Origin of the sequence: Burkholderia paludis (assembly GCF_000732615.1) — a bacterium.
GTDB lineage: Bacteria > Pseudomonadota > Gammaproteobacteria > Burkholderiales > Burkholderiaceae > Burkholderia > Burkholderia paludis.
Map to the genome: position 1 here is coordinate 33,774 of NZ_JPGL01000044.1, position 21,596 is coordinate 55,369.

Annotated in this window: 29 protein-coding genes; 19 read left to right on the forward strand and 10 right to left on the reverse strand. The window is 67.8% G+C overall.

All coding sequences use genetic code 11. The annotated features are described in order from the left end of the window. Positions 1 to 122: 122 nt before the first annotated feature. A complete protein-coding gene (locus GQ56_RS0124580) occupies positions 123 to 341 on the reverse strand; it encodes a DUF6566 family protein (protein WP_031401165.1) in 219 nt (72 codons plus the stop codon). A gap of 156 nt (positions 342 to 497) precedes the next feature. On the opposite strand from GQ56_RS0124580, the gene GQ56_RS0124585 reads away from it, so the two are divergent. Further along, entirely contained in the window at positions 498 to 1,136 is a 639-nt protein-coding gene (locus GQ56_RS0124585; protein WP_031401166.1) for a MarC family protein, read from the forward strand. 45 nt (positions 1,137 to 1,181) lie between these two features. Continuing rightward, a complete protein-coding gene (locus GQ56_RS0124590; RefSeq protein WP_031401167.1) occupies positions 1,182 to 1,646 on the forward strand; it encodes a DUF1269 domain-containing protein in 465 nt (154 codons plus the stop codon). Between the two features lie 69 nt (positions 1,647 to 1,715). Here GQ56_RS0124590 and GQ56_RS0124595 read toward each other — a convergent pair whose 3' ends face one another. After that, positions 1,716 to 2,390 carry an HAD family hydrolase gene (locus GQ56_RS0124595; RefSeq protein WP_031401168.1) on the reverse strand — a complete coding sequence of 225 codons (675 nt, stop codon included), beginning with the start codon at positions 2,388 to 2,390 and terminating at the stop codon, positions 1,716 to 1,718. A gap of 194 nt (positions 2,391 to 2,584) precedes the next feature. On the opposite strand from GQ56_RS0124595, the gene GQ56_RS0124600 reads away from it, so the two are divergent. The 11 genes from GQ56_RS0124600 (at position 2,585) to GQ56_RS0124650 (ending at position 12,940) form a co-directional block, all read left to right on the forward strand. Further along, positions 2,585 to 3,781 (forward strand): sugar transporter, encoded by a 1,197-nt coding sequence (locus GQ56_RS0124600; protein WP_031401169.1) that lies wholly within the window; start codon positions 2,585 to 2,587, stop codon positions 3,779 to 3,781. A gap of 434 nt (positions 3,782 to 4,215) precedes the next feature. Next, positions 4,216 to 4,653: a hypothetical protein gene (locus tag GQ56_RS0124605; protein WP_152601843.1), complete on the forward strand. Its 438-nt coding sequence runs from the start codon at positions 4,216 to 4,218 to the stop codon at positions 4,651 to 4,653. Positions 4,654 to 5,052: 399 nt separating this feature from the next. Then, positions 5,053 to 5,385: a hypothetical protein gene (locus tag GQ56_RS0124610; protein WP_031401171.1), complete on the forward strand. Its 333-nt coding sequence runs from the start codon at positions 5,053 to 5,055 to the stop codon at positions 5,383 to 5,385. Positions 5,386 to 5,436: 51 nt separating this feature from the next. Further along, entirely contained in the window at positions 5,437 to 6,372 is a 936-nt protein-coding gene (gene catA, locus GQ56_RS0124615; RefSeq protein ID WP_031401172.1) for a catechol 1,2-dioxygenase, read from the forward strand. Between the two features lie 108 nt (positions 6,373 to 6,480). Then, a complete protein-coding gene (locus tag GQ56_RS0124620; protein WP_031401173.1) occupies positions 6,481 to 7,839 on the forward strand; it encodes a Rieske 2Fe-2S domain-containing protein in 1,359 nt (452 codons plus the stop codon). After that, on the forward strand, positions 7,836 to 8,324 hold the full coding sequence (gene benB, locus GQ56_RS0124625) for a benzoate 1,2-dioxygenase small subunit (RefSeq protein WP_031401174.1): 489 nt from the start codon (positions 7,836 to 7,838) through the stop codon (positions 8,322 to 8,324). The genes GQ56_RS0124620 and benB overlap by 4 nt, the downstream gene beginning before the upstream one ends. Before the next feature lie 41 nt (positions 8,325 to 8,365). After that, entirely contained in the window at positions 8,366 to 9,388 is a 1,023-nt protein-coding gene (benC, locus tag GQ56_RS0124630) for a benzoate 1,2-dioxygenase electron transfer component BenC (protein WP_031401175.1), read from the forward strand. Then, on the forward strand, positions 9,385 to 10,161 hold the full coding sequence (gene benD / locus GQ56_RS0124635) for a benzoate diol dehydrogenase BenD (RefSeq protein WP_031401176.1): 777 nt from the start codon (positions 9,385 to 9,387) through the stop codon (positions 10,159 to 10,161). The genes benC and benD overlap by 4 nt, the downstream gene beginning before the upstream one ends. Before the next feature lie 72 nt (positions 10,162 to 10,233). Beyond that, the gene (locus tag GQ56_RS0124640; RefSeq protein ID WP_031401177.1) at positions 10,234 to 10,632 is read left to right on the forward strand and encodes a RidA family protein; all 399 of its coding nucleotides are present in this window, start codon (positions 10,234 to 10,236) and stop codon (positions 10,630 to 10,632) included. Positions 10,633 to 10,852: 220 nt separating this feature from the next. Beyond that, positions 10,853 to 11,665 (forward strand): creatininase family protein, encoded by an 813-nt coding sequence (locus GQ56_RS0124645; protein WP_031401178.1) that lies wholly within the window; start codon positions 10,853 to 10,855, stop codon positions 11,663 to 11,665. A 90-nt stretch (positions 11,666 to 11,755) separates the two neighbouring features. After that, positions 11,756 to 12,940: a YncE family protein gene (locus GQ56_RS0124650; RefSeq protein WP_031401179.1), complete on the forward strand. Its 1,185-nt coding sequence runs from the start codon at positions 11,756 to 11,758 to the stop codon at positions 12,938 to 12,940. A gap of 82 nt (positions 12,941 to 13,022) precedes the next feature. On the opposite strand, the gene GQ56_RS0124660 is transcribed toward GQ56_RS0124650, so the two are convergent. Beyond that, a complete protein-coding gene (locus tag GQ56_RS0124660) occupies positions 13,023 to 13,733 on the reverse strand; it encodes a response regulator (protein WP_031401180.1) in 711 nt (236 codons plus the stop codon). Between the two features lie 628 nt (positions 13,734 to 14,361). Here GQ56_RS0124660 and GQ56_RS0124670 point away from each other — a divergent pair. Together GQ56_RS0124670 and GQ56_RS0124675 are read left to right on the forward strand one after the other, a co-directional pair. Then, positions 14,362 to 14,688, forward strand: a complete 327-nt coding sequence (locus GQ56_RS0124670; protein WP_052007324.1) for a hypothetical protein — start codon at positions 14,362 to 14,364, stop codon at positions 14,686 to 14,688. Between the two features lie 107 nt (positions 14,689 to 14,795). Next, positions 14,796 to 15,017: a hypothetical protein gene (locus GQ56_RS0124675; protein ID WP_031401183.1), complete on the forward strand. Its 222-nt coding sequence runs from the start codon at positions 14,796 to 14,798 to the stop codon at positions 15,015 to 15,017. Between the two features lie 62 nt (positions 15,018 to 15,079). On the opposite strand, the gene GQ56_RS0124680 is transcribed toward GQ56_RS0124675, so the two are convergent. From GQ56_RS0124680 to GQ56_RS0124690, 3 genes are all read right to left on the reverse strand, one after another. Continuing rightward, entirely contained in the window at positions 15,080 to 15,619 is a 540-nt protein-coding gene (locus GQ56_RS0124680; RefSeq protein WP_031401184.1) for a GNAT family N-acetyltransferase, read from the reverse strand. Between the two features lie 66 nt (positions 15,620 to 15,685). Then, on the reverse strand, positions 15,686 to 15,907 hold the full coding sequence (locus tag GQ56_RS0124685) for a hypothetical protein (RefSeq protein ID WP_031401185.1): 222 nt from the start codon (positions 15,905 to 15,907) through the stop codon (positions 15,686 to 15,688). Positions 15,908 to 15,972: 65 nt separating this feature from the next. Further along, complete coding sequence (locus tag GQ56_RS0124690) at positions 15,973 to 16,236, reverse strand: HPr family phosphocarrier protein (protein WP_031401186.1); 264 nt, start codon at positions 16,234 to 16,236, stop codon at positions 15,973 to 15,975. A 409-nt stretch (positions 16,237 to 16,645) separates the two neighbouring features. Between GQ56_RS0124690 and GQ56_RS0124695 the strand changes: the two genes are divergently transcribed. Next, positions 16,646 to 16,990 (forward strand): zinc ribbon domain-containing protein YjdM, encoded by a 345-nt coding sequence (locus GQ56_RS0124695; protein WP_031401187.1) that lies wholly within the window; start codon positions 16,646 to 16,648, stop codon positions 16,988 to 16,990. Positions 16,991 to 17,028: 38 nt separating this feature from the next. Then, positions 17,029 to 17,865: a class I SAM-dependent methyltransferase gene (locus GQ56_RS0124700; RefSeq protein WP_031401188.1), complete on the forward strand. Its 837-nt coding sequence runs from the start codon at positions 17,029 to 17,031 to the stop codon at positions 17,863 to 17,865. A gap of 33 nt (positions 17,866 to 17,898) precedes the next feature. Here GQ56_RS0124700 and GQ56_RS0124705 read toward each other — a convergent pair whose 3' ends face one another. Further along, entirely contained in the window at positions 17,899 to 18,084 is a 186-nt protein-coding gene (locus GQ56_RS0124705; protein ID WP_031401189.1) for a ribbon-helix-helix protein, CopG family, read from the reverse strand. Positions 18,085 to 18,171: 87 nt separating this feature from the next. Then, positions 18,172 to 18,930: a YoaK family protein gene (locus GQ56_RS0124710; protein ID WP_031401190.1), complete on the reverse strand. Its 759-nt coding sequence runs from the start codon at positions 18,928 to 18,930 to the stop codon at positions 18,172 to 18,174. A 247-nt stretch (positions 18,931 to 19,177) separates the two neighbouring features. Between GQ56_RS0124710 and GQ56_RS0124715 the strand changes: the two genes are divergently transcribed. Further along, positions 19,178 to 19,528: a hypothetical protein gene (locus GQ56_RS0124715; protein ID WP_031401191.1), complete on the forward strand. Its 351-nt coding sequence runs from the start codon at positions 19,178 to 19,180 to the stop codon at positions 19,526 to 19,528. Continuing rightward, complete coding sequence (locus GQ56_RS0124720; protein ID WP_006489184.1) at positions 19,525 to 19,737, forward strand: twin transmembrane helix small protein; 213 nt, start codon at positions 19,525 to 19,527, stop codon at positions 19,735 to 19,737. Before GQ56_RS0124715 ends, GQ56_RS0124720 begins: the two co-directional genes overlap by 4 nt. A 272-nt stretch (positions 19,738 to 20,009) precedes the next feature. Here GQ56_RS0124720 and GQ56_RS0124725 read toward each other — a convergent pair whose 3' ends face one another. Continuing rightward, positions 20,010 to 21,314, reverse strand: a complete 1,305-nt coding sequence (locus GQ56_RS0124725; RefSeq protein WP_031401192.1) for a HipA domain-containing protein — start codon at positions 21,312 to 21,314, stop codon at positions 20,010 to 20,012. Next, on the reverse strand, positions 21,304 to 21,588 hold the full coding sequence (locus GQ56_RS0124730) for a helix-turn-helix domain-containing protein (protein WP_031401193.1): 285 nt from the start codon (positions 21,586 to 21,588) through the stop codon (positions 21,304 to 21,306). Before GQ56_RS0124730 ends, GQ56_RS0124725 begins: the two co-directional genes overlap by 11 nt. Between the last annotated feature and the right edge of the window lie 8 nt (positions 21,589 to 21,596).

A 21,596-nucleotide genomic window follows, 5' to 3' on the forward strand; every position in this document is an offset into this window, starting at 1 on the left:
GCGTTTCCGGGCCGGGTTCGCGCCGCGCCTCGCGGTGCGCGTACCGGGCCGGTGACGAACCGGCGACGCAACGGCCGAAGTCGCGCGGGCGGCCGGGCCGCGCGTTCCGGCCCGCGTTGCCGTCAGCGGTCGAGCGTCTTGAGGATGACGCGCCCCTGGTCGATGCCGCCGCGCAGCGCTTCGTCGCAGGTGAGCCATTCGGGCGTGACGAGTTCGGGGGCGGGCAGGTCGACCGGCGCGCCGTCGCGGAAGATCCGCACCTGCGCGACCCAGGCGCCGTTGGCGTTGCGCGTCGCGTCGACGCGAATCTCGTGATCCATGAAGGTGTCGGTGGCTTGCATCGCTCGGGCTCTCCGTCGGTCGGGAACGGGCATTCAGCGGCGCCGCTGAACGCGGTGCGTCGATCGTAGCAGCATGGCGTGCACCGCGCACCGGCAACGCAGCGGCAACGCGGCGAAACCGGCCGGTGATTCGATGAACGATCCGGGAGGGAACCCGTGGCTTTCGACCTGACCTTTTCCATCAAGGTGTTCGCGGCGCTGTTCGCGATCATGAACCCGATCGCGAACATCCCGGTGTTCCTGTCGCTGACGGAAGGCGCGGCGGACGGCGTGCGCCGCAAGGTCGCGCTGACCGCCGCGATCGGCGTGACGGTCGGCTGCATCGTGTCGGCGGTCGCCGGCGGCGCGATCCTCCACGTGTTCGGCCTGACGATCGACGATTTCCGGCTCGCGGGCGGGCTGCTGGTGCTGCTGATCGCGCTGTCGATGCTGCACGGTTCGCCGAGCCGCCAGCATGCGCCGGGCGGCGACGAAGGCGCCGATCCGGCGTCGGCCGACAGCATCGCGATCTATCCGCTGACGATCCCGCTGCTGGTCGGCCCCGGCACCATCGCGACGATGATCGTGCTCGGTCACAGCGCGTTCTCGAGCGGGCAGGAACTCGCGTTCGCGCTCGGGCTGGCCGCGTTCCTCGTGCTGCTGGCCGTGTCGCTGCTGGCGGCCCCGCTGATCGGCCACTACCTGTCGGCGCGCGTGACGGCGGTCACGCAGCGCCTGATGGGGATGATTCTCGCGGCGATCGCGATGCAGATGATCGTCGCGAGCCTGAAGGCCGCGTTCGGGCTCGCGCATTGAGCGCGGTGCGCCCGTTCCCGGTCGCCCGATGTCATGGAGGTGCCGATGAATACGCTGATCGTGTTGTCCTATCCCGACCTCGACGCGCTGCGCCGCGCGCTCGCCGAACTCGGCACGCTGCGCGACCGGCGCGTGATCGCGCTGTCGGGCGTCGTGACGGTCGAGTGCGCGGCCGACGGACAGTTGCGCGCGCATGCAGTCGATCCCGGCCGGGTTTCGTCCGGATCGCTGCTCGACAGCGCGGTCGCGCACATCGAATCGTCGCTCGCCGCGTGGCGCGAGCGGCCGGTGGACGACGCGCTGATCGACCGCGTCGCGCGCAAGGCGCGCCCCGGCACCGTGTCGCTCGGGTTATCGGCGACGCAACTCGACATCGATGCGTTGAGCGCCGCGCTCGCGCCGATCGGCGGGGACGTGACCGACACGACGCTGTCGATCGACGACGAACTGAAACTGGTCGAAGCGATCTCGACCGCGCGCGACGGCGGTGGCAGCACACCGGCCGGCTGAGTCCGCGCCGCGACGGCCGCGGTCGCAACCGCAGCCCCGCAGGCGTCCGACGCGGCGCTTCCCGATGCGTCAGGGCCGGGCGGCGATCTCGTCGAGGTGCCACAGCAGGTCCGCCGGATCGTCGTACACGCGCAGCGCGCCGGCGCGCTCCAGTTCGTCGCTGCCGTATCCGCCCGACAGCAGCCCGACGCCGAGCGAGCGGCAGCGGCTGGCGGCGAGCATGTCCCAGATGCTGTCGCCGACGACGACCGTGTGCTCGATCGGCACGTTCAATTGCGCGGCCGCGGTCAGGAACAGGTCGGGGTCGGGCTTCGCGTACTTGACCTGGTCGCGCGTGACGACGACCTGCTTCGCGGGATCGACGCCGAGCGCCTCGAGATTGATGGCGGCCGTCTCCATCCGCCCACTGGTGGCGATCGCCCAGCGGATGCCCGCGGCCGACAGCGCGGCCAGCAGTTCGCGCGCGCCCGGCAGCGGCCGGACCTGCGCGCGCAGCCGCTGGTACGCGGCCGCATGCAGCCGGGCCAGGCGTTCGACGCGTTCGGCGTCGAGGCTGCCCGAGGTTTCGCGCAGCAACTGATTCAGGAACAGGCCGCCGCTCATGCCGATCTTGCGATGGATACGCCAGACCGACAACTCGATGCCTTCGGCGTCGAGCGCCTCCTTCCACGCGAGCACGTGCTGGTAGACGCTGTCGACGAGCGTGCCGTCGAGGTCGAACAGAAAGGACGTTTCAATGCGCATGTCGGGCTCCTGGCTCGAAAGGTTCGGAAAAATGGCTGTCGGCACATTATCGGCGCACGGCGATGTCATCGCGATGTCCCGCCTCGCCGGCGTGCGACGACGTGTCATATGCCGCTGGTACAATCGCCGCGAAGCGCCGGGCGGGATTTTCCGCGCCGGACGCGCCTCCAATCCTCGTCTCGTCGATCCCAGGTATGGCAACACCGGACGCCGTCGGCTCCAGGCACGCGTGGCGGGGCGTCATCGCCCTGGCGCTGGCCGCCTTCATCTTCAACACCACCGAGTTCGTGCCCGTCGCGCTGCTCAGCGCGATCGGCGACAGCCTGCACATGCAGCCGACCGACGTCGGCCTGATGCTGACGATCTACGCGTGGGCCGTCGCGATCGTGTCGCTGCCGCTGACGCTGGTCACGCGCCACGTCGAGCGCCGCAGGCTGCTGACCGGCGCGCTGCTGGTGTTCATCGCCAGCCATGTCGTGACGGGCGTCGCCTGGAATTTCGAGGTGCTGATGGCCGGCCGCCTGGGCATCGCGTGCGCGCACGCGGTGTTCTGGTCGATCTCCGTGCCGCTGGCCGTGCGGCTCGCGCCGGTCGACCGGAAAAGCCGCGCGCTCGGCATGCTGGCGATGGGCACGTCGATCGCGATGGTCGCCGGCATTCCGCTCGGGCGCGTGATCGGCGAGGCGTTCGGCTGGCGCGTCACGTTCCTGATCATCGCGGGCGCGGCGACCGTCGCGCTGCTGCTGCTGCGCGCGACGTTGCCGATGCTGCCGAGCCAGGGCGCCGGGTCGCTCGGCAGCATCGGCGTGTTCCTGCGCAAGCCCGCGCTGGTGGCGCTGTACGCGATCACCGTGCTCGTCGTCACCGCGCACTTCACGTCGTACACGTACATCGAGCCGTTCGTCCAGAGCGTCAACCATGCGAGCGGCAGCCGGATCACCTACGTGCTGATCCTGTTCGGCGTTGCCGGCATGCCGGCCGCGATCTGCTTCAACCGCATCTATCCGCGCGAGCCGGACAAGTTCCTGCTCGCGTCGATCGTCACGTTGTCGGGGTGCCTGCTGATCCTGTTCCCGTGCGCGCTGAACATCGTCACGCTGTCGGTGCATACGCTGGTCTGGGGCGGGGCGATCGTCTGTTTCGGCCTCGCGATGCAGGCGTGGGTGCTGAAGCTGGCGCCGGAGGGGACCGACCTCGCGGTGTCGATCTTCTCCGGGCTGTACAACGTGGGCATCGGCGCCGGCGCATTGCTCGGCAACCATATCGCGGGCAATTTCGGGCTGCCGTGGATCGGCACCTTCGGCGGCGTGGTCGGTGCGTGCGCGGTCGGGATCGCGTGGCTCGCGTTGCGGCTTCACGCGAAACGGGAAGCGGCGGCCGCGGCGTCGTGATGCCGTTCGCCGGGCCGCGCCGCACGCGTCGTGCGGCCGATTGGCCGCCGTCGGCCACGCGCGCATGCTCCGGGAAGCCGTCCGACCCGAGGCGCGCAATCACCGTCATTCTCCATTGACCGGCGTGCCTGGCCACCGGAAGACTACGGGCGCCGAACATGGGCGACCAGGCGCGCCCGGCAAGAGCGGGTGCCCCGACTGCAACCCCGGGCCCCGGGATTGCGGCGCGGGCGGCGTGACGTCGGGGCGGACGACCAGCGATATCGACGGCATCGGCGCGCCGGCAAGCACGGCAACATGCGCGCGGCGCGGTTATCCTGCCGCGGGTGGTCGCGCCTTTGGTCGGAAGACATCCGAAATGCCGACACATTGCGACATCATCATGGTGCCGCCGCACCCGCGAGCGGCGCCCCGTATCCGACTGGAGACCCTGCATGCCGATACCCCGGATTGAAACCCGCGACGCGATGGGCGACCCCGATGTGGTCTACCTCAACCCGGACCACGTGCTGTGGATGTCGCGGCCGACCGCCGCGCAGCGGCGTCCGGACAGCACGGCCATTCGCGTGGACGACCGCGTGAAGGGCGGTGCGTTGCTGATGGCCGACGATCCGCCGGCCGCGCGACTGCTGCAGGATCTTGGCCCGTTCGTGACGGCGACGCTGGCGAATCCGTCGTCCGACTATCCGGACGGTCTCGTGCATATCCGTTCGCATGCGATCGTCAAGATCGCAACGGACGACCACGACAAGCCGCTCGCCGAACGCACGCTCGGCTGGATCCACGTCAAGGACGGCTCGGCTTTCCGGATCGAGGACTACGCCGGCGTGGCCGCGCAATGGCAGGCGTCGATCGCGGCAGCCGGCCGCTGACCGCCGACCACGACCACGACCACGACTGCGCGCCCGCGTTTTTGCGTCGTTGCGAGCGGGCGGACGCGTCGCCATTCCCGTCGGGCACCCCCGGCGATCCATCAGGAAAACCCTGATGCGACCCGATGCGGCAGCGCTTTCACGCGCTGATCGACGCTGCTGCAGCCTCCCTCCCGACCGTCGGCGGCCGGCGCATGCCGGTTTGCCGTTCCCCCTGATCCGGCATGGCTTCCAGGCGTTATTGCCTGTCATGTCGGGTATGGAAAATGACGATATTTACCGGCTATCTCTTATTTTCAATACCTGAGTGGTATTGAATTGACTGCCTAAAAGTATTGGACGCTCCATCTGGCCGACACGTATAAATCGGCTCAAGAACTTCACCTCACGGCGTGCTCCATGTCTTCCGTCACCCTCGAACGCATCGAAATCCGCCTCGTCGACCGGCCGGCGATCGGTCCGCACTCGCTGCCGGTCGCCACGAGGCGTGAAGGCGCGTTCGGCACGGCGGCATCCGCACACCGGTTCGCGCGTGTCGCGAACCGGCCGGGGCGCAGCGAACCGTTCGGGCCGCTGCCGATCATCGAAGCGATCCCGACGCGGCCGCGCGAAAACAGCGCCTTCGAGCCGACCGTACCGACCGTACTGGCCGGTTCCGGTCCCGGCATCGAACCCGACGAAGCGAAAGCCAGATGCTTCACCGGCGACGGGCTGACGAAAGTCGCCCGATAGCGCGAACCCGGCAAAGACCGTCATTCCCCCAATACACGTGGAGACACCATCATGAGCGTCAAGGTTTTCGATACCAGGGAAGTCCAGGACCTGCTGAGGGCCGCGTCGAACGCGGACGGCAGCGGCGGCCACGCGCGCACGCAGCAGATCGTGCTGCGCCTGCTCGGCGACCTGTTCAAGGCGATCGACGATCTCGACATCACGCCCGACGAGGTGTGGGCGGGCGTCAACTACCTGAACCGGCTCGGCCAGGACGGCGAGGCGGCGCTGCTCGCGGCGGGCCTCGGTCTCGAGAAGTATCTCGACATCCGCATGGATGCCGAGGACGAGGCGAACGGCCTTGCCGGCGGCACGCCGCGCACGATCGAGGGGCCGCTGTATGTGGCGGGCGCGCCGGTGCGCGACGGCGTGTCGAGAATCGACCTCGACGCGGACGACGACGCGGGCCCGCTCGCGATCCACGGCACGGTGACCGGCCTCGACGGCGAGCCCGTCGCGGGCGCGCTGGTCGAATGCTGGCACGCGAACTCGAAGGGCTTCTATTCGCACTTCGACCCGACCGGCGCGCAGACCGACTTCAACCTGCGCGGCGCGGTGAGGACCGGCGCGGACGGCCGGTACGCATTCCACACGCTGATGCCGGTCGGCTACGGCTGCCCGCCGCAGGGCGCGACGCAGCAGTTGCTGAACGACCTCGGCCGCCACGGCAACCGTCCCGCGCACGTGCACTTCTTCGTCGGCAGCGACGATCACCGCAAGCTGACGACGCAATTCAACATCGACGGCGATCCGCTGATCTGGGATGACTTCGCGTATGCGACGCGCGAGGCGCTGATTCCGCCCGTCGTCGACAGGACCGGCGGCACGGCGCTCGGCATGAAGGCCGATGCGTACCGGGACATCGAGTTCAACGTCGTGCTGACGCCGCTGGTACAGGGCAAGGACAACCAGATCGTCCACCGCCTGCGCGCGGCCGCGACGGCGTAACCGCCCGACGGCGCGGCTGCGCCGCCGCCGGCCGGGTTTCCGCGAGATTCAACCGATACCGATGCGAGCGTGCTTGCAGGACGCGGCACGCGCATGGGAGGAGCCAACATGTCCGCCATTCTCGAACGAGCCAACGAACTGGATCACCTGCTTGCCACTGCCGTGCAGGATGACAAGGAGGCCGGCGTATTCCGCTGCCGCCGCGACATCTTCACCCACGAGGAACTGTACGAACTGGAGATGAAGCACATCTTCGAGCGCAACTGGGTGTACCTCGCGCACGAAAGCCAGATTCCCGGCAACAACGACTACTACACGACGTGGATCGGCCGCCAGCCGATCGTCATCACGCGCGACAAGACCGGCGAGCTGCACGCGGTCGTCAATGCGTGCGCCCACAAGGGGGCGATGCTGTGCCGCCGCAAGCACGGCAACAAGGGCAGCTTTACGTGCCCGTTCCACGGCTGGACGTTCTCGAACACCGGCAAGCTGCTGAAGGTGAAGGACGAGAAGACGACCGAGTATCCGGTGCAGTTCAACACGCACGGGTCGCACGACCTGAAGAAGGTCGCGCGCTTCGAGAGCTATCGCGGCTTCCTGTTCGGCAGTCTCAGCGCTGACGTGCAGCCGCTCGAGGACTATCTCGGCGAGACGCGCGTGATCATCGACCAGATCGTCGACCAGGCGCCGGACGGGCTCGAGGTGCTGCGCGGCAACTCGTCCTACATCTACGAAGGCAACTGGAAGATGCAGATGGAGAACGGGTGCGACGGCTACCACGTCAGCACCGTGCACTGGAACTACGCGGCGACGATGGGCCGCCGCAAGGAGGACGGCACCAAGGCCGTCGATGCGAACAGCTGGAGCAAGTCGGTCGCGGGCGTGTACGGGTTCGACAACGGCCACATCCTGCTGTGGACGCAGACGATGAACCCGGAGGTGCGGCCGGTGTATCGGCATCGCGACGAGATCAGGGCGCGCGTGGGCGAGGTGCAGGCCGACTTCATCGTCAACCAGACGCGCAACCTGTGCGTGTACCCGAACGTGTTCCTGATGGACCAGTTCAGCACGCAGATCCGCGTGGTGCGGCCGCTCGGCGTCGACAGGACCGAGGTCACGATCTTCTGTTTCGCGCCGAAGGGCGAGAGCGAGGCCGACCGCACGACGCGCATTCGCCAGTACGAGGATTTCTTCAACGTGACGGGCATGGGCACGGCCGACGACCTGGAGGAGTTCCGGGCCTGCCAGGCCGGCTACGCGGGCATCACGGCGATGTGGAACGACCTGTCGCGCGGCGCGCCGCTGTGGGTCGACGGCCCGGACGAGAACGCGAGGAGGATGGGGCTGAACCCGCGCATCTCGGGCGAGCGCAGCGAGGACGAAGGGCTGTTCGTGAGCCAGCACGAACACTGGGTGAACGTGATGCGCGACGCGCTGAAGCAGGAACGCGGCGAGGTGGCGGCATGAGCGTCGATTACCGGACTGTCTGCGCCGCGCTGTACCGCGAAGCGCGCCTGCTCGACGATCGCCAGTGGGACGACTGGCTGACCTGCTACACGGAAGATGTCACGTACTGGATGCCCGCGTGGGACGACGACGACCGGCCGACCGACGATCCGCAAAGCCAGATCTCGCTGATGTATTACGCGGACCGGGGCGGCCTCGAGGATCGCGTGTTCCGGATCAAGACCGAGCGCAGCGGCGCGTCGACGCCCGAGCCGCGCACGAGCCACAACGTGACGAATGTGGAAGTGCTGGCCGAGCGCGACGACGAAGTGGACGTGCGCTACAACTTCCACACGCTGAACCATCGTTACCGCGTCACCGACCACTTCTTCGGCACGATGTTCGTCACGTTGCGCAAGGCGGGAGATGCGCTGCTGATCTCGTCCAAGAAGATCGTCTTGAAGAACGACTACATCCGGCAGGTGCTCGACGTCTATCACGTCTGACGCCCGTCCGTCTTGTCATGAAAGGAAGTGGAGGCGATGCCATGTCCAGCTACACGATTGCACTGAATTTCGAGGACGGGGTGACCCGCTTCATCGACTGCCGGGCCGGCGAGAAAGTCCTCGACGCCGCGTTCCGCGCGAAGATCAACCTGCCGATGGATTGTTCCGACGGCGTGTGCGGCACCTGCAAGTGCCGCGCCGAAAGCGGCCGCTACGACCTCGGCGACGACTACATCGACGACGCGCTCACCGAGGACGAGAAGGACGGCGGCCTCGTGCTGACCTGCCAGATGGTGCCGCACAGCGATTGCGTGATCGCGGTGCCGACGTCGTCGGTCGCGTGCAAGACCGGGCAAAGCGGTTTTGCCGCGACGGTGACGAAGGTCGAGCCGCACAACGACGCGGCCGTCGTGCTCGAACTCGACGTCGGCGCGGCCGCGCCCGTGTTTCTGCCGGGCCAGTACGTGAACATCGACGTGCCCGCGAGCGGCCAGCATCGCTCGTATTCGTTCTCGTCCGCGCCGGCCGACGCAAGGGTGAGCTTCCTGATCAAGAAGATCCCCGGCGGCGTGATGAGCACGTGGCTCGAATCGGCGCGGCCCGGCGACACGCTGGAACTGCACGGGCCGCTCGGCAGCTTCTATCTGCGCGACGTGCAGCGGCCGCTGCTGTTCCTCGCGGGCGGCACGGGCCTCGCGCCGTTCCTGTCGATGCTCGAGGTGCTGGCGCGCGGCGGGTCGCAGCAGAAGGTGCACCTGATCTACGGCGTAACGCGCGACCTCGATCTCGTGCTGGTCGATGCGATCGAAGCGTATGCGGCGAAGCTGCCGAACTTCAGTTTCGCGACGGTCGTGGCCGATGCGGAATCGAACCACCCGCGCAAGGGCTGGGTCACGCAGCACATTCCGGCCGATGCGCTGAACGACGGCGACGTCGACGTGTACCTGTGCGGCCCGCCGCCGATGGTCGACGCGGTGCGCCGGTACTTCGACGACGAAGGCGTGAAGCCGAACAGCTTCCACTACGAGAAGTTCACGCCCAACGTCACGGCAAAGGCGGCATGACCATGCAACGATTCTCGGGCAAGGTCGTCGTCGTCACCGGCGCGGCGCAGGGCATCGGTCGCGGCGTCGCGCTGCGCGCGGCGGCCGAGGGCGGCAGGGTGCTGTTCGTCGATCGCGCGGATTTCGTCGCCGACGTGGCCGCCGAAGCGGCGCACGGCGATACGGCGGGATGCGTCGCGGATCTCGAAACCTACGAAGGCGCGCATGCGGCGATCGCGTGCGCGGTGCAGACGTTCGGCGGTATCGACATCCTGATCAACGGGGTCGGCGGCGCGATCCGGATGCGGCCGTTCGCGGAATTCGAACCGGCGCAGATCGACGCGGAAATCCGCCGCTCGCTGATGCCGACGCTCTACACGTGCCACGCGGCGCTGCCGCACCTGCTCGCGCGCGGCGGCGGCACGATCGTCAACGTGTCGTCGAACGCGACGCGCGGCATCCGCCGCGTGCCGTACTCGGCCGCGAAAGGCGGCGTCAATGCGCTGACGCAGGCACTCGCGATGGAATACGCGGAACACAACATCCGCGTCGTCGCGACCGCGCCGGGCGGCACCAGCGCGCCGCCGCGCCGCGTGCCGCGCAACGCGGCCGGCGACAGCGAGCAGGAGCAGGCGTGGATGGCCGAGGCCGTGCGGCAGGTGACCGACTCGACGTTCCTCAAGCGCTACGGCAGCCTCGACGAGCAGATCGCGCCGATCCTGTTCCTCGCGTCCGACGAGGCGAGCTACATCACCGGTACCGTCCTGCCGGTCGCGGGCGGCGATACGGGTTGAGCGGCGCGCCGCCTGCCGTCATTCATCGACAACCAGACGGCCGGCGCACCGGCGCCGGCCACGGAGACCCTCATGCATGAACGCAAGGCCGTCGTTCCGGCGGGAATGGAAGCGGTGTACGAGACGATCGGCTACGCGCCCGGCCTGCTGGTCGGCGATACGCTGTACGTGTCCGGCCAGATCGGCCGCGATGCCGGAATGCGCCTGGTCGAGGCGCGCGAGGCGCAGATCGTGCAGGCGTTCGAAAACCTGAAGCGCGTGCTGGAAGCGGCCGGCGCATCGTTCGCCGACGTGGTCGACCTGATGAGCTTTCACACCGACCTGCGCGACCTGGCGCTGTTCATGCAGGTGCGCGACCGCTACCTCGATGCCCACCCGAAGCCGGCGTGGACGGCGGTCGGCGCGCACATGCTGGGCGGCGCGCCGGGTTATGTCGTCGAAATCAAGGCAGTGGCCGTGCTGCGGGCGTGATGCGCGTCGACGGGCGGGTTGTCTGACGCGCCGCGGGGCGGCACGCCGGCGTCCTCCCGACGCGTAACGACCGGCCGCACTGCGCGGGGCCATCCTGACGAAGCGCTTTCGGATCCGCGTTTGCGCAAGGCGCCGCGCTGCGGTCAGCGACAAGTCGCGCGAGTTCGTTTATGGTGCGAGGAATTGCAGCGCCGTTCCCTTCTTCCGTCGAGAATCCGCGATGAAATGTCCGCCACGCGCCGTGTTCGCCGCCCTCGTGCTCACCCTCGCGCAAGCCGCGTTCGCGCAGGCGCCGGGAACGGTCCGTCTCGAGGACATGACCTGGACCGAACTGCGCGACAGCGTACGCGCCGGAAAGACCACCATCCTGATTCCGATCGGCGGGACCGAGCAAAGCGGGCCGTACGTCGCGCTCGGCAAGCACAACGCGCGGGTCAAGGTCCTGTCCGAGCGGATCGCGGAAGGCCTCGGCAACGCGATCGTCGCGCCCGTCATTGCGTACGTGCCGGAAGGCGGCTATGCGCCGCCGACGTCGCACATGCGCTTCCCGGGCACCATCACCGTGACTGACGACGTCTTCGAAAAGACCCTCGAGTCCACGGCCAACAGTTTCCGGGTTCACGGTTTCACGAACATCGTGTTCCTCGGCGATCACGGCGGCTACCAGAACGACATCCGGCAGTCGGTCGCCCGACTCAACAAGTCGTGGGCCGGCACCGGCGCGCGCGCGTTCGTGCCGGCCGAATACTACGGCACCAGTTCGGACGGTTACGCGCAGATCCTGCGCGAGCACGGCGTACCGGCCGCGGATATCGGCACCCATGCGGGGCTCGCCGATACGTCGCTGCTGCTGGCGGTCGCGCCGGGCATGGTCAGGGCCGACGCGCTGCACAACGCCGCGAAGCCCGGCGCCGTCGACGGCGTGTACGGCGGCGATCCGCGTCACGCCAGCGCCGAACTCGGCCGGCTGGGGACCGACGCCATCGTGTCGCGCACCGTGGACGCCATCCGGAAGGCCGTCGCCGCCCGCTGACGCCGCTGCCACGTCGCGCGACAGTTCCGCCGTTCCGCTTTTTACCGTTCCAGCGCCGTTCCGTTCAAGCCATCGCCCAGGGGCACCGTCATGCAGCTGCGCCTTCGCCGTCACCGTCACATCCGCTTCTCCCGTTTCGCGTTCGCCGCCGCCGCGGCGCTTGCCGGCTTCGGTGTCCGCGCCGCGCTCGCGGCGTCCGCCGTCGCGACCGTACCCGGCATGCCGCCCGTCGTCGACCCCGGCAACCTGTACAGCGAAGCGCAGGCCGGTCACATGAGCGCGGCGGTGGCGGGGGCGTTGCCGCGCGTCTACGTGCCGAACCTGAGATCGAACGACGTCTACGTGATCGACCCGGCCACCTACAAGGTCGTCGACCGGTTCGCCGTCGGCCGCAGCCCGCAGCACGTCGTGCCCGCGTGGGATCTGCAGACGCTGTGGGTGGCGAACAATGCGGAAGGGCGGACCGACGGCAGCCTGACGCCGATCGATCCGAAGACGGGCAAGCCCGGCCCGGAAGTGAGCGTCGACGACCCGTACAACATGTATTTCACGCCCGACGGTCAGGATGCGATCGTGGTGGCCGAGGCGCATGCGCGGCTCGACTTCCGCGATCCGCACACGATGGCGCTGAAATCGAGCCTCGATGTCCCGCAATGCAAGGGGATCAACCACGCCGATTTCTCGATCGACGGCCGGTATGCGCTTTTCACGTGCGAGTTCGGCGGCAAGCTCGCCAAGATCGATCTCGTGAACCGCAAGGTGGTCGGCTACCTCGAACTCGACCGGAAGGGGATGCCGCAGGACATTCGCGTGTCGCCGGACGGCAAGGTGTTCTATGTCGCCGACATGATGGCCGACGGCGTGTACCTGGTCGACGGCGACCGCTTCGCGAAGACCGGCTTCATCCGGACCGGCGTCGGCACCCACGGGTTGTATCCGAGCCGCGACGGCGCCCGGCTCTATATCGCGAATCGCGGCTCCAACCTCGTGCACGGGCCGCGCCACGGCAAGGGCAGCGTCTCGGTTCTCGATTTCGCGACGCGCAAGGTGGTCGCGACCTGGCCGATTCCCGGCGGCGGCAGCCCCGACATGGGCAACGTGAGCGCCGACGGCAAGACGCTGTGGCTGTCGGGCCGCTTCGACGACGTCGTCTATGCGATCGACACCGCGAGCGGCGCGGTCCGGTCGATTCCCGTCGGCATGGAGCCGCACGGCCTCACGGTGTGGCCGCAACCGGGCCGCTATTCGCTCGGCCATACGGGAAACATGCGCTAGGCCGCGGCGAGCATCTTCCGGCGCGACGGCCGCTCGACGCGGGCGGCCGTGCGCCGCGCCGGGCCGCCTGCGAGGCGGTGCGTCACTCCCACGCGTGCTTGCTGAATTGATAGCCCTTGGAGCGGATCGTCTTGATTCGCCTCGGTTCCATGACGTCGTCGCACAGCTTGCGGCGCAGCTTCGAGATGCGGCAGTCGATCGAACGGTCGAGGCCGTCGAACTCGATGCCGCGCAACAGCAGCGTCAGGTCTTCGCGGGTGACCACCTCGCCGGCGCGGCACGCCAGGGCCCACAGCAGGTCGAATTCGGTCGACGTCAGGCGCGGCGCGCTGCCGTCCGGAAGGCGAACCTTGCGGTCCGCGCGATCGATCGAAAACTTGCCGAACTCGAAGCGCTGCGGCGATGCGGGCGCGCAGTCGGCCGGCCGAATCCGGAGCCGTCTCAGCTGGGCCTTGATCCGCGCGAGCAGGATGCGCGGCTCGACCGGCTTGTGGAGGAAGTCGTCCGCGCCGAATTCCAGGCCGAGCAACTCGTCGAACTGCTCGTTGCGGGCCGTCATCATGATGATGACGCCGTCGTACTGCAGGCGGGCGTCGCGGCAGATCTCGAAGCCGTCCTTGCCCGGCAGGTTGATGTCGAGCAGCACCAGGTCGGGGCGGTGCGTGACGATCGTGGATACGGCGTCGGTGCCGTCGAACAGGGTGTCCACCTCGTACTGATGCTTGCGCAGATAGTCTGCGATCAGCGCGGACAGATGAACGTCGTCTTCGACGAGCAGGATTCGGATGGGCATCTCTGAACGAGGGGGCAAAACGGGACAATGGCGAGCGGTCAGGCCCGGTCCGAACAGGGGGTAACCGAAGAGAGGCGCATGATACTGCGAAACATTCCGTTGGAATGTGCTGAAATCTGCATCGCCCGGCGTGCCGGTGCGGCGTGCAAACCGGCGCCGCCGCGTACAACGCGTACGGGTGGCGAGGCCGGATCGCGGTGTTGGCGAATGGCGCGGGATCCTGATGCGACGGCCCGGCGCGAGATCCGGCGCGTCGCCGGACAGGATGCGGGACGAGGTGTCGTCGGGTACCATCCGCGCACGGCTTGCGCATACGCCTGTCCCGGGCGCTCGTCGGTGCGAAGCCGGTAAAGATTACTCGACATATCATTACAAAATATTACGTACCGGATGGTACAGGGTTTCATACAATCGCTGCAATTGCATGGCGGCCGACGCGTTCGCCGGTTGCCGCGCGGTCCTGGAACGGATCGCGCATGCGAGGGCGGTGACCGATGGCGCACGATGGTCCGTCGTTGCCCGTTCGGCACATCTTGCCGATGTCGAGCGCGCACGGGCCGGCGGCAATGTCGCACCGGCCTGCCGGCGCAATCGGGCAGACGGCATGAATCTCTGATAGGAATGCGAAATGACGCCGCTTCAAATCGTCCGGAGTCTCGATTCACTCACGAACGCGATCGAGGCCGCGATCGTCCGCGCCGACTGGAGCGAGGCCGTACGCGCCGCGGAAACCCGTTCGAGTTTCCTGATGGCGCTGGTGCCCGATCAGCCGGACGAGGTCCGGGCGGCGATCGGGAGAATGCGGGAAACCGATCTCCGGATCACCACCGCCGCGCGGGAAACGCTGGAAACCCTCGTTGCCGAGGGCCGGCAGGCGTTGCACGAGGCGCAGCAGGCGGCACAGGCGCTGGCGATGCAGTCGCTGTCGTCCACGGCCGATACCGTGGCGTCCTGATTTCCTTCCTTGGCCGCATGCGTTTCATTGCCCCCGGCGATGCACATGTTCCATGCGCGGACAGGTTTCTGAAAGTACCTGCCGCGGCTTAATGTTTCGGTGGCGGTATGCAATTTCGAAAGCGCGTCAGTTATGTCGATGCAACCCGCTGGTTCGTCGACGGCGATCACGAGCGGGTGGAGAGCCGGCAGGGCGGACAGGCGGTCGCCACGCCGGAGGGCTGGCGCATGGTGAAGCCCGGCGACTGGATCTTGCGTGACGAGTGCGGCAATTGCTGGCCGATGGACGACATGCTCTTCGCGAGCCTCTATGAACCCGTTGCCGAGTGAGCGGGACAATGCGCCGGCATCGCAACCCGATGCCGCACGCCTTCGATAACCGGCCGGCCCGCCTACCGGCTCGCGCGCGATAACAGCAGCGAATCGGTGTCGTTGAACCGGATCGGCGCCGGTTCGCCATACCCGGCCTTCCGCGCCACGCGGATCGACGCCACATTCGCGGGCGCGATCAGGCACACGCTGCGCTCGAACCGCCGCTGCCCGTCGAGCCACGCGAGCGCGGCGGCGAGCGCCTCGCTCGCATAGCCCTTGCCGTGCGCCCACGTCGCGAGCGCCCATCCAGCCTCCGGCACGCCGCGAATCGACGGCTCGATGAGCCGGTGGAAATCGGCGAACCCGATATCGCCGACGTAGCGGCCCGACGCCTTCTCGCGAATCGCCCAATACCCGTACCCGAGCAGCGGCCAGAGCCCGCGATACGCGAGCATGCGCATCCACGAATCGCGCGGCGCGGACGGCTTGCCGTTGAAGATGTGCGCGACGACGTCGGGCTCGGTCCACATCGTGGCGAGCGCGTCGAAGTCGCCGAGCGGATGGCCTTCGAGGATGAGGCGCGGCGTGTCGAGCACGGGGGGAGACGAGACGGGCGGCATCGCGGATTCCGGAGGGGCGGCGCGAAATGATAGCAAAGCCGCCGGCCGTGCGGCCGCGCGCGCGGCCTACTTGCGGCTTTTCAGGAAGGTTCGTCCCGCAGGCGTGATCGACGCGCCGGAGCGGCCGTGCGCGGAATGGCTGACGAAGCCCGCGTTGACGAGTTCCCGTGCGATCGACCAGCCGAGCGCCGGTGCGTCGCGGCCGTAGCGGACGTCGGCGAGGCGCTCGAGCGCCCAGATCGCGGAGGCCGACAGGTTGGGGGCGTTTGACGTGAAGGTGTCGCTCATCGCTTCCTCGTGGAGTGGGGATACGGGTGGACGGTGCAAGGCCGTGGCGTCGCGCGGCGCGCGAATCAGCGGGCCTGCAGCAGGGGGAGCAGCGCCTGCAGCGCCGCCTCTTCATCGGGCCCGGTGGCCAGCACTTGCGCGGACGTGCCGCCGTGTACCTGCAGCGACGCGATCGCGGCGCTGTCCTTCGCGTTTCCGTCGTGCCCGTTCGCGATCAGCCGGATGTCGCTTTCGAAGCGGCGTGCCGCGTCGACGGCCGCCTCGCGTGCGGCGCTGCCACGGTTGCGGTTCCACGCGGGGCCGAGCTGAATGTACACAACGGTTGCCACGATGGGAGAAAGCCTCCGGACAGGTGGTCGGGGCCGGGGCGCGGCGCCGGGCGGCCAGGGCCCCGGGCGGGCGCGAAACGCGGCTTCGCGACGCGGGTTGGGTACAGCGGGAGACCGGGCTCCGGCGCTTCGCAGCGGAATCGCGCCGCGCCGGCCCGGCGTGTGCAAGGCGCCATCCGGTGCGAACACGCCGGCATCCTCATTGAAGCTGCCTTCATGTTCGCTGAACGTTGCAGGTTCTGCGATTATAATGCATCGTCCAGAATATGTGTATTGCATTATAATGTCGTGTGCGCCGATATCCGCCTGCCGCCGTGGCGGCGGGCTTGTCCGGGCCGCACGGGCCCGCGCGCAGCCTGCTCGCCGGGCATGATTGACCGACCTGAACTTCTCCCGAATGGACGCTGCAATGAACGCTGCCCCCGCCTGCCCGCAATGCGCGATGGAAAACACTTACCCGGACGGCACGCTGACCGTCTGCGCGGACTGCGGCCATGAGTGGTCGGCCGGCGCCGGCGCCGAAGCGGGCGACGAGCCGGCGGGCGACGTCGTCAAGGACGCGAACGGCAATGTGCTGTCGGACGGCGATTCGGTCGTGCTGATCAAGGATCTGCGCGTGAAGGGTTCGTCGATCACGCTGAAGATGGGCACCAAGGTCAAGAGCATCCGGCTCGTCGGCGGCGATCACGAGGTCGATTGCAAGACCGACATGGGCGGGTTCATGCTGAAGGCCTGCTACCTGAAGAAAGTCTGAGCGCGCGCCTGGCGCCGCCCGCCATCGCCTGCCCGCGCATGATCGACGATCGAACTTCCTACGACGCGTTCGTCCGGTTCCTGGCGACGCCCCTGAACGACGGCCGGCCTTTCGTGCTGGAGACGCAGCACGCCGTCTCGCTGCACTTCGATCATTTCGGCACGCAGAGTTACATGTCGCTCAGGGACCCGGTCAGGCTCGAGCTCGGCTATACGCGCGTGATGATGGGCTTCCTGCTGCTGCAGCCGGCGCCTGCGCATATCTGCATGCTCGGGCTGGGCGGCGGCTCGCTCGCGAAGTATTGCCACCGGCACCTGCCCGGCGCGGCGATCGACGCGGTCGAGATCAATCCGGACGTGATCGCGCTGCGCGACGTGTTCAGGATTCCTGCCGATGATTCGCGTTTGACGGTGCTGTGCGCCGACGGCGCGGATCATGTGAGGCGGGCGGACGTCCGGGCGGACGTGATCCTGCACGATGCATTCGTCGCCGACGGCACGCCGGGCCGGTGCACGGGGGCGGCCTTCCTCGGCGCGTGCCACGAGCGCCTGAGCGAAACCGGCGTGCTGGCGATCAACTTCATGGACGACGATCCGGCGCTGCCGCACCATCTCGAACAGTTGCGCTCGGTGTTCGGTGCGTCCTGTGCGCTGGTGCCGTGCGGCGATGACAACAACTTCATCGCGTTCGCATGGAAGGGCGGCGGCAAGCTGCCGTCGCTGCGCATCCTGCTCGAGCGCGCGCTCGCGTGCGAACGGGCCGGCGAACTCAAGCTGGCGGCTACCGCGCGGCGCATGAAGGCCGGCGAGGGCATCGAGCCGCGGCGGCTGGTCTGGCGTGCGCAATCGCACGGGAGATGGGAGTTCGGCGCGTAAGCGGCGCCGCGGGTGCGGCCCGGGCGGCCGCGCTTACTTCACGCGCTTGCCGAGCGCGCTTCGGGTCTTGTACGTCACGCCGTGCCGGTCGAGATACTCGCGGATCAGTTGCCGCACGACTTGCGACGGCGTGAGATCCTGCTCCGCGCAGAGCATCTCGAAGGCTTCCTTTTTCGCGGGGTCGATCAGGACGGTCAGGCGGGCGGTTTTCGTTTCCATTGCGGGGCGAGGCTGGTCGGTATGTTAATCAAATTATAATCGATCCGCTTTCCGGGCCACAGCCGGAAACGTTGCGCGGGTGCGCGCTCAGCGCCTGCCGCGCAGCAACGCGAGCAGGTCGTCGGCCACCGGCACGATCGCGAGCGTGACGAGCACCGCGGCGAGCGGCACGGTCGACACGTAGCCGGCATGCTTGAAGCCGATCGCGCCGGCCAGGCCGCCGACGAAGAACGACGCGAGCATCGTCGCGTGAATCCGCAGTTTCGAGCGGTTGGCGATGACCGCGAGCGCATCGACGTCGGCTGCCGACCGATTCCAGTAGAACAGCTTCCCGAGTTCGATGCCGAGATCGGTCACGATGCCGGTCATGTGCGTCGTGCGGATCTCCGCGCCCGACAGCTTCGTGATCGTCGCGTTCTGCAGCCCCATGATGAAGCAGAGCAGCGTGACCGTTACCGGCACGAAGAAGGTTTCCCACAGCGCGAGGTGGCTGCCGAGCAGCCCGAACAGCAGCAGCAGGGCGGCCTCGAGCAGCAGCGGCAGCATGAACTGGCTCTGCAGGCCGCGGCGGCGGCCCCAGTTGACGAGGATCGCCGAGCAGCTGGCGCCGATCAGGAACGAACCGAGCGAGCTGATGCCGGCCAGCGCGAGCCGCACGTCGCCGAGCGCCGTCTGGTCGGCGATCGCCGAGACGATGCCGCTCATGTGCGACGTGTATTGCCTGACCGCGAGGAAGCCGCCGGCGTTGGCCGCGCCGGCGACGAACGCCAGCGAAAACCCGAGCTGGCGGTTCGCCGTCGCGCTGCGGTGTTTTCCCGTCAGGTTTCGAAAGTACTGCGCTGGCATAGGGGCTTCGCTCGATCGCCGCGAATCGCGGGCGCGGACAGGTCGACCGGCGCCGGACGACGGCGGATGCGCTGCCGCCGCCGGCTGCCGGGTCTCATGCATCATGTGATGGACATGATAATGACATTATCATACTCTGTCGGCCGGATGGGGCTTTCAGTACAATGCCTCCCGTGCCCTGCGGCGCCGGGTGCCGGCGGCTTCGCCGTCGCGCAGCCCGCGCGCGATCACTTCTGCCCACCGCGTCATGACTCCACTCAAGTTCATCCTTCGCTACACGGCGATCCCGTTCACGGCCATCGTGGTCGTGGCGATCTGGGCGATCATCCCTTCGTCGAAAGAGATCGATGCGCGACAATATGCGGCGCTGTCTCGCGAGTACGCGGGTTTCCCGTTGCCGTTCCGGCGGGAAATCTCGGAAACGATGGAGCACGGCCGGATCAACGATCGGCGCTATCAGACGCTCGTGCGCGATTCGCTGGGCAACGGCGTCGCGCTGGACTGGCCGGCGTCGGGTGTCGGCGATCTCGCCGCCGAGCGGCAAAAACTGGCCGAACTGATTCAGGCCGATTCCGATCTTCAAGGTCATCACCAATGAAAACTCTGCTGGTTTCCGTGGCATTCGCGATGATCATCGCGAGCCTGATCTTCGCGCTGTATTTCATGAATCACGATCGCGGCAAGTCGAAGCGGATGGCGTGGTCGCTCGCCGCGCGCGTCGGGCTGTCGGTCACGCTGTTCCTGTCGTTGCTGATCGCGTACAAGCTGGGCTGGATCGAACCGACGGGGTTGCCGATCGGACGTTGAGCGGTGCACGCCCCGTTGAGTGCGGGGCGTTCTTGTCGATGCGAGTTTGATTGGATGATCGGTGTATTGTGATAAGAATACTTATCCCGATACCACTGATGTGAATCAGTGTCATCAGCGTCACGGCAACATCGTGTGCGAGGTCGAGGCGGATTGCTAGGGTCAACGGAAGCGGCCGGCGGCAGCGCCGTGAGGCCGACGACGCGCGTCGCCGCCTCGCGCTTCACGTCACGTCACGGCTACAGGCGCGCGGCGTGCAATCCGCGCCACGCTTACCCGCGCGCTTTCCGGAGCGCGCGGCTCATTTCCGCGATCGGCATTGCGGCAATCGAGTTCAGCAGGCGGGTTTCCCCGGCGTCGGGGCGGGCGACCGTGCGCACTTCGTCGAGCGTCTGCGCGACGCTGCGATCGAGCGGTTCGAGAAAGCGCACCAGTTCGTTGTCGGCGGCTTTCTCCTTGAGCCCGAGCGCGTGGCCGAACGCGATCAGGGCGCCCGTGTCGATGTCGGAAAATCGCGTCGCCGCGCCGAGCGGCATCGTCAGTTCGCAGTGCGGCCAGTGATCGCCGCGATGATCGGGCCGGTGCGTGGGCGTGTGATAGACGACCGTACTGACGATGTCGTAGAACGGCGCGAGCCGGTAGCCGCGCGCGTCGACGAAGAACGACAGGTTTTTCAGGTGCGCATCGGCATTGCCCACCAGTACGTTGAAAATGGTCCAGCGGAACACCGACAGGCGCGCCAGCGCGCGCGTGCTGGTCCGGCCGATCGCGCGGCCCAGCTCCTGCGCGTTCGCGCGCTGGTATTTGAAGCCGCGATCGTAGTTGAGCAACTGCATCGCATCGATCGTATGCAGACGCCCGGCAGGCTGCGCGGTGGTGTCGCGGTCGAAGCGGTCGATCACGTAGCACGCGGACGGCGCGCGCAGGAAATGCACGTCGGGAACGTCGAGCCCCATCCGCTTCGCGAGCTTCATGCAGAAGAACTCGTTGATCGCCGAATGCGGGTAGCCGGCGGCGCGCATGTCCGGTTTCAGCAGATGCATCGACGGTTCGCTGCCCACCGGTTCGAACAGCGCGTAGTCGGGAGCGTTGCCGCGCAGGATCAGCAACAGCTTCTGCTGCGCGCCGGCCGCCGACATGCGCTTGGGGGCGGTTGCCGTCAGCGCCCGCTCGGGCATCGCCTGAATGCGGCGTTCGAGTTCGTCGAGCGGGAGCGGTTGCAGGCTGCCGGCCGCTTCCTGCTCGCCTTCGGCCAGCAGCGTGAGCGCGCCGGCCGATTCGCGCCCGAAGTACGCGAGCAGCCCCCACGCGTCGGCCGCATCGACCTTCGCCTCGCGCGCAAGCGACGTCCGCATGCCTTCTTCGGGCAGCAGGTTGTCGAAGAACCACTGGACCGGGCGCTCGGTCGAGTTGTCGGCGAAGGTGCCGGGGCGCAGCGGGAAGGCGGGCGACAGCGGATACGCGTATGACGACGCCAGCCATCCTGCGTCGTAGGTGAACGACCAGACGCCCTTGTCGTCGGTCAGCCGGCCCATGCGCAGCCCGTTCGCGGATGCGATCAGCGTTCTAGCCGCCATGGCGGCTCCTGCGGCGTTGCGCGGCCTTGAGCGCGTTTTCCGCCGAAATCTCGATGGACGATTGCGCGAGCAGGCTGACGCCGAGTTCGCCGAGCAGCAGCAGCACCTTGCCGATTTGCGCGGTCGGTTTCCCGGCTTCCACCTGGCTGATGAATTTCGGCGACAGCCCGGTGGCGTTCGCGAGTTCGTCCCGCGTGAACCCCTGCTGGAGCCGGGCCGCGCGGATAAGGTTGGCGAGCGCCTGGATCGTGCCCACGGGCAGGATCTCCTGCATGACGTCCT